This window comes from Arthrobacter sp. ISL-5 (assembly GCF_018613835.1).
GTDB lineage: Bacteria > Actinomycetota > Actinomycetes > Actinomycetales > Micrococcaceae > Arthrobacter.
Window position 1 is genome coordinate 1 of the sequence record NZ_JAGGPM010000066.1, and the last position, 5,374, is coordinate 5,374.

Here is a 5,374-nt window from a genome sequence, read left to right on the forward strand (position 1 = left end):
CAGCACTATAGCGCGAGGCCACACACGTGCCCGGCGCGACACGCCATTTATTCTGTCTACAAACGTAGACTTGAAAGGGGCCTCCGGCCCGGAAACTCAACGAATGTGGGCGGAAGGCCGTCGTAACTTCGGGCTAGCGGACCACGGCCAGCGCGAAGCCGTCCCAGCCCTTGGAACCCACCGTCTGGATGACCGTGGCGTCGAGCCTGGCGTCCTCCCCCATCAGCTTCAGCGCGCTGAGGATTCCCGGGGCGTTGACCTCGTCCATGGAGGGATCCAGCACCGCCCCTTCCCACACCACGTTGTCCATGACGATGCTGGTGCCGGGCCGGCCGAGCCGCACCGCCCAGTCGAGGTACTTCGGGTTGTTCTCCTTGTCCGCATCGATGAAGACAAAGTCGAACGGTGCGCCTCCCTCGGCCTCCAGCGCCGCGAGCGTGTCCAGCGCTGCGCCTATCCGGATCTCCACTTTGTGGCCCAGCCCGGCAGCGTCCACATTCGCGCGGGCTACCTCCGCGTGCTTGGTGAGGTATTCGCACGTGACCAGCCGGCCGTCGTCGGGAAGTCCCTGGGCCATCCAGATGGTGCTGAAGCCAGCCAGGGTGCCGATCTCCAGCACCCGGCGCGCGCCGGAGGACATGACCAGCAGCTTCAGCAGTTTTCCCGCGTTGGGAGTCACCTCGATGGGCGGCATGCCGGCGTCGACGGCGGACTGCACCGCGCGCTGAAGCGCACCGTCCGGATGGACGACGACGTCGGACAGGAACTCTTCTACGGCCACCCACTCGGGCCGCGCCTTGTGCTCAAACATGGCCCCAGTCTCGCAGCAACCGCACTTGGGGGCTAGGGCGTCCGGCACGGCCGCCGAACCCCCGCCGGGGCTGTCAGGAACCCTCGGCTATGGCGCTTTCCAAGCGATCGACCTTGGCGGTGAGCTCACCCGAGAAGCCGGGCCGGATGTCCGCCTTGATCACCAGGGACACCCTGCTGCCGAACTTCCCGACCTCCTCAGTGGCGCGTTTGACCACCGCGAACACTTCGTCCCATTCGCCCTCGATGGTGGTGAACATGGAATCGGTCTTGTTGGGCAGCCCGGAGTCCCGGACGATCCTGACGGCGGCGGCCACGGCGTCGTGCACGGACGCGTCTGCGCCGCCGGCCTCGGCGTAGGCCGGATCGGCGGGAATTCCGGACGGGGCGACTGAAAATGCAAGCAACATGGGTCCAGTCTGACACGGTTCAGAAGACGGCCAAGGGCGTGTGCTGCGTCATATTTGGCGCTACCAATGGGTAACGAAGTCGGGGAGACACAGCGTTGCTAACCTTGATTCATGAACCTCGCAGTAGAGCGCAAACCACTCCGTGCCGATGCTGCCCGCAACGTGGACAAGATCATCAATGCGGCCCGCGAGTGCTTCCGCGAGTACGGCCCGGACGTTCCACTGCAGACCATCGCCGCCACTGCCGGAGTGGGGCCGGCAACGCTCTTCCGTAATTTTTCGGACAAGGAACAACTCGTCCTGGCAGCGCTGAACCGCCAGCTCCGGCTCCAGGTCGACCCCGTCATCGACGTTGCGCTGGCGGGCACGGACGCAGCCGAAGGCCTCTTCCACGTCATCGACGCCGTCATGACCGCCGCGAGCGAGAACGCCAATCTGCTGGGCGCCGTCGCGGGCCGGCGGGACCTGCTGACTGGCATCACCGGCAGCCTGATCGAATCCGTCGGCGTGCTCCTTGGCCGGGGACAGGACCAGGGAACGCTCCGCGTCGACATCTCCCTGACGGACATGGTGAGGCTGCTGGCCATGCTGATCGGCGTGGTGGACACGATGGAACCGGGCTCCGACGCGTGGCGCCGCCCTGCGGCGCTCGTCGAAGACGCTATCCGCTCCGAACGGCCGGGCCGGCCGCTTCCGCCTCAGGTGCCGCTTCCTGGCACCCAGTTCGAGTAGGCGCAGGTCTTCGGTTCGAGTAGGCGCAGGTCTTCGGTTCGAGTAGGCGCAGGTCTTCGGTTCGAGTAGGCGCAGGTCTTCGGTTCGAGTAGGCGCAGGTCTTCGCGGGCAAGCTCCGTCCCCGCCAGGTCTTCTCTATTCCGTCCAACCGGCTTGCACAGTAAGCTAGTCGGACCAGTGGTTAGGCAGCCAGCCTCGGGAATTCCACAACGGAGCACAAAATGTCATTCTCCACTCGTGACCACTTCTCCCCGGCTGCGTCATCATGAACCGCTCACAGCTCGCACGCTTCCTGAAGCTGTCCGCGGACCCCGAAGCCACCTTGACGGCAGCCTCCACCGATGAGCTCGGAATCATTGTGGACGCGCTCTACCGCAACCTGGACACCCCCAAACCGGTTTTTGGGGCACAGGACTGGTATGACCTCGCCACCGAAGAACTGGCCCGGCGCACTGCGCCCGGCTCTCCGGACTCCTACCGGCAAGCCTCTTCCCCGGACGCCTACGGGGCAGCATAGTCCAACCCCGCCGTAGTCCAACCCAAGGTGTGCCTTCACTAAGGGTGTGCCGCGTGGCTACCCTGCCTTGGGATCCTTTGCCTTGGGTTCCTGCGTCGTGGATTCAGGCGCCGGGTCCTTCGCGTGCCCCTTCCCATGCGCATGCTGCTCCGCTTCGTGGGCATGCTCCTTCGCCTCGAGCAGATGCTGCTGCAGCTTCTCCTCCGCTTCCCGGCGCCGCCGGGACGTGTCGCGGAGCTCCCGCGTGGATTGGGATCCGCTTACCTCGATGTACGGGGCGCCCGTTCGCTCATGCCCGTCCTTGTGGGACTCCGGTTCACCCGCGGTTGATTTTTCGTTCATGGTCGTCCTCTCTGAAGCCAACAACACCCGGCGCCGCTTCGCCAACTGCGTCGCCCCACCATCTACTCAGTCACACCCGGCCTGACACGTCAATGCCACCCCGGGGTCAATCGCCGCCCGGGAAGGCCTCCGGCCGTGTGGTGTGATTGTGCAGGGCGGCGCTCACGCACTCAGCCATGGCCTGGAGCGCAATCAGCTGCGCTTCCCGGACCTGGGGCGTGGGAGCGCTGATGCAAATGGCCTCATCTGCAGCCTGCGCCAGCGGATTGGGCGCCCGCCCGGTAACCGCCCAGACCGTGGCTCCGGCCGTCTTGGCCGCTGCAGTTGCCTCCAGCAAGGCGTGCCGGTGGCCGCTGGCCGACACGACCAGCAACACGTCGTCTGAGCGAATATGGGCCGCTACCAGGCTGGCCACCGCTTCTGCGTTGCCCTGCGCAAGTTCCATGACGTTGGCCGACCCCGCCCCGGCCGCCGTCGGGGTTCCCCGGAGAGCGATGACGGAGAAGGGCCGACGCTCGCCGGAGTGGCGGCCCAGCAGGTCGGCGGTAAATTGCTGCACCTCGGCCGCCGAACCGGCGCTTCCGGCAGTCACCAAGCGGTTCCCGGCGAGGAGGCGCCGGGCCAGCTCCTCCCCCCACCCCGCTAGCCGCGAGGATTCATGCCGGAGCGAGGCGACGGCGGGACCCACCTGACGCAGGTGCTCCAGGACGATGTCCACCGGTGCCTTAACGGCGAACGGGGCCTCGGCGACGTGCGTGCGCGACAACCGGCTGACGGCTTTCATTTTTCCAACTCCTCTTCACTTCGAGCAGCTGCTGCGCTTCCCTTAACTCACTCTGCGCGCAACTGCACACTGGTCGGCGCGCCGCCTCGTTGCTTGGCGCGCCTTGCCTCAGTCGTCGTTGGCGGCGGACGCGGCACGTGCCAGGAGCTCACGGTTGATCGCCGCCAGGGCCGCCAGCCTTGCGGGGTTTCCGGACAGCTCAAGCTCCAGCCCGAGACCATGGCAGAGGGCGGAAAGCTCGGCGTCGGGAACGTCGGCAAGTGACCTGAAGTGAGTGAAGAAACGTTTCTCGGGTAAGCCCGCGACGGCATGCCTGCGGACGCCAGAAGCTCCGGGAGGCAGTCGGTTGTCCATGATTCACCACTTGTAGGGTTATGGCGGCTGACTGCTTAGCCTCTTAGAGCATACAACGCATGTGATGCACGCCACTAGGCGACGCGCGCGGCGCCGGGTCCGGTCAGTTCCAGCCCGCCAGGCGCAGGAGGGCTGCAGCGCCGGCGCCTGCCAGCACAACCACCAGGAACGGCGCCCGGAAGAACAGGGCAACGCCGGCCGCGGCGAGGGCCCCCAGCCGGGCATCGAGGACCAGCGCCTGCCCCGACGCCACTGTGTTGACGATCGTCAACGACGCCAGCAGCCCGATGGTCATGGTGCCCGCCACCCTGGACATCCGGGGGTTGCGCAGCAGGCTGGCCGGCACAAGGTACCCCATCAGCTTCCAGGCGTAGGCGAACAGGCAGGAAAGCAGCAGCCACATCCAGAGGCTCATGCGGCGCCGCCCGGGATGGTTCCGGAGCCCGGGCGCGGCCCGTGATGGTGCTCGGTGTAGGGATCGATGTCCGGTTCCAGCCCTTCATCGCGGCGGCCGTGGCTGAACCAGCCGATGACCGCCGCAACCACTGCCGCAATCAGAATGGGCACGCCCGCGGGAACGAACGGCACGGCCAGCACGGTGGCGAGGGCGCACACGGCGGCAATGGCCACCGGCTCACGGCCCTTGAGCCGCGGCCACAGCAGGCCAAGGAATGCCGCGACAGCCGCGCCGTCGAGCCCCCACTGCTTGGGGTCGCCGAGCGCACCGCCGGCCAGCGCCCCGACGGCCGTGAAGACGTTCCAGAGCACAAAGATGCCTATTCCGGCGGTCCAGAAGCCGCGCTGTTGCTCGGCGGGGTCCGTCTGGCCGGTGCTCGTGGCCGTGGACTCGTCGATGGTCAGCTGCGCGGCGGCGTAGCGGCGCCAGCCCTTGGGCTGCAGCAGAACGTTGAGCTGCATGCCGTAAATGCCGTTGCGCATCCCCAACAGCGTGGCGGCGCCCATGGCGGCGAGGCCGGAACCCCCGCCGGCAACCACGCCGATAAACGCGAACTGGGAGCCGCCGCTGAACAGCAGCAGGCTTAAGGCCATGGTCTGCCAGAAATCGAGTCCCGACGTCACGGAAAGGGCGCCGAAGGAGACGCCGTACAGCCCGGTGGCGATGCTGATGGACAGGCCTACGCGCACCGCCGGGGACTGCAGGAGCCGTGACGGCCAGGTGATGGGCATGGCACCACTCAACCACAGCGGCGGCACGGCGGCTAAGCCGGCTAAACCTTGATCCACCGATCTGCCTGGTTGGATGATCTGATTCCGGTTTCGGCGGTTTTTCGGGCTGAGGGCGTGCCGGAGCGCCGGGCCTCGCTGCCGTTGGGTGTTCCACTGGTGGTTCCTGGTTGCGCCGTGTGGCTGGGTTGACGGGGGTTCAGGCTGGTTGCGGGGGCGGGTAGAGGTGCTCGAACAGGG

Annotated in this window: 9 protein-coding genes; 2 read left to right on the top strand and 7 right to left on the bottom strand. The window is 66.8% G+C overall.

Annotated features, from left to right (window positions below; genetic code table 11):
* Positions 1–133: 133 nt before the first annotated feature.
* A complete protein-coding gene (locus tag J7I89_RS24615) occupies positions 134–811 on the bottom strand; it encodes an O-methyltransferase (protein ID WP_214975956.1) in 678 nt (225 codons plus the stop codon).
* A gap of 73 nt (positions 812–884) precedes the next feature.
* Positions 885–1,220, bottom strand: a complete 336-nt coding sequence (locus J7I89_RS24620) for a thiamine-binding protein (protein ID WP_214975958.1) — start codon at positions 1,218–1,220, stop codon at positions 885–887.
* 111 nt (positions 1,221–1,331) lie between these two features.
* On the opposite strand from J7I89_RS24620, the gene J7I89_RS24625 reads away from it, so the two are divergent.
* Together J7I89_RS24625 and J7I89_RS24630 are read left to right on the top strand one after the other, a co-directional pair.
* Positions 1,332–1,952: a TetR/AcrR family transcriptional regulator gene (locus J7I89_RS24625; RefSeq protein ID WP_214975960.1), complete on the top strand. Its 621-nt coding sequence runs from the start codon at positions 1,332–1,334 to the stop codon at positions 1,950–1,952.
* 265 nt (positions 1,953–2,217) lie between these two features.
* Complete coding sequence (locus J7I89_RS24630) at positions 2,218–2,469, top strand: hypothetical protein (protein WP_214975962.1); 252 nt, start codon at positions 2,218–2,220, stop codon at positions 2,467–2,469.
* Between the two features lie 57 nt (positions 2,470–2,526).
* Here the strand turns inward: J7I89_RS24630 and J7I89_RS24635 are convergent, their stop codons facing one another.
* The 5 genes from J7I89_RS24635 to J7I89_RS24655 form a co-directional block, all read right to left on the bottom strand.
* The gene (locus tag J7I89_RS24635) at positions 2,527–2,811 is read right to left on the bottom strand and encodes a hypothetical protein (protein WP_214975964.1); all 285 of its coding nucleotides are present in this window, start codon (positions 2,809–2,811) and stop codon (positions 2,527–2,529) included.
* A gap of 106 nt (positions 2,812–2,917) precedes the next feature.
* The gene (locus J7I89_RS24640) at positions 2,918–3,595 is read right to left on the bottom strand and encodes an SIS domain-containing protein (protein WP_214975966.1); all 678 of its coding nucleotides are present in this window, start codon (positions 3,593–3,595) and stop codon (positions 2,918–2,920) included.
* A gap of 108 nt (positions 3,596–3,703) precedes the next feature.
* Positions 3,704–3,949, bottom strand: coding sequence for a hypothetical protein (locus tag J7I89_RS24645; protein ID WP_214975968.1), 246 nt, complete (start codon positions 3,947–3,949; stop codon positions 3,704–3,706).
* A 103-nt stretch (positions 3,950–4,052) separates the two neighbouring features.
* Entirely contained in the window at positions 4,053–4,364 is a 312-nt protein-coding gene (locus J7I89_RS24650) for an AzlD domain-containing protein (protein ID WP_214975970.1), read from the bottom strand.
* Complete coding sequence (locus J7I89_RS24655) at positions 4,361–5,137, bottom strand: AzlC family ABC transporter permease (protein WP_214975972.1); 777 nt, start codon at positions 5,135–5,137, stop codon at positions 4,361–4,363. The genes J7I89_RS24650 and J7I89_RS24655 overlap by 4 nt, the downstream gene beginning before the upstream one ends.
* Positions 5,138–5,374: the final 237 nt, after the last annotated feature.

Bases quoted from the DNA above. Each gene is read 5' to 3' on its own strand.
- J7I89_RS24615 (WP_214975956.1), bottom strand. From the start codon at position 811: ATGTTTGAGCACAAGGCGCGGCCCGAGTGGGTGGCCGTAGAAGAGTTC.
- J7I89_RS24620 (WP_214975958.1), bottom strand. From the start codon at position 1,220: ATGTTGCTTGCATTTTCAGTCGCCCCGTCCGGAATTCCCGCCGATCCG.
- J7I89_RS24625 (WP_214975960.1), top strand. From the start codon at position 1,332: ATGAACCTCGCAGTAGAGCGCAAACCACTCCGTGCCGATGCTGCCCGC.
- J7I89_RS24630 (WP_214975962.1), top strand. From the start codon at position 2,218: ATGAACCGCTCACAGCTCGCACGCTTCCTGAAGCTGTCCGCGGACCCC.
- J7I89_RS24635 (WP_214975964.1), bottom strand. From the start codon at position 2,811: ATGAACGAAAAATCAACCGCGGGTGAACCGGAGTCCCACAAGGACGGG.
- J7I89_RS24640 (WP_214975966.1), bottom strand. From the start codon at position 3,595: ATGAAAGCCGTCAGCCGGTTGTCGCGCACGCACGTCGCCGAGGCCCCG.
- J7I89_RS24645 (WP_214975968.1), bottom strand. From the start codon at position 3,949: ATGGACAACCGACTGCCTCCCGGAGCTTCTGGCGTCCGCAGGCATGCC.
- J7I89_RS24650 (WP_214975970.1), bottom strand. From the start codon at position 4,364: ATGAGCCTCTGGATGTGGCTGCTGCTTTCCTGCCTGTTCGCCTACGCC.
- J7I89_RS24655 (WP_214975972.1), bottom strand. From the start codon at position 5,137: ATGCCCATCACCTGGCCGTCACGGCTCCTGCAGTCCCCGGCGGTGCGC.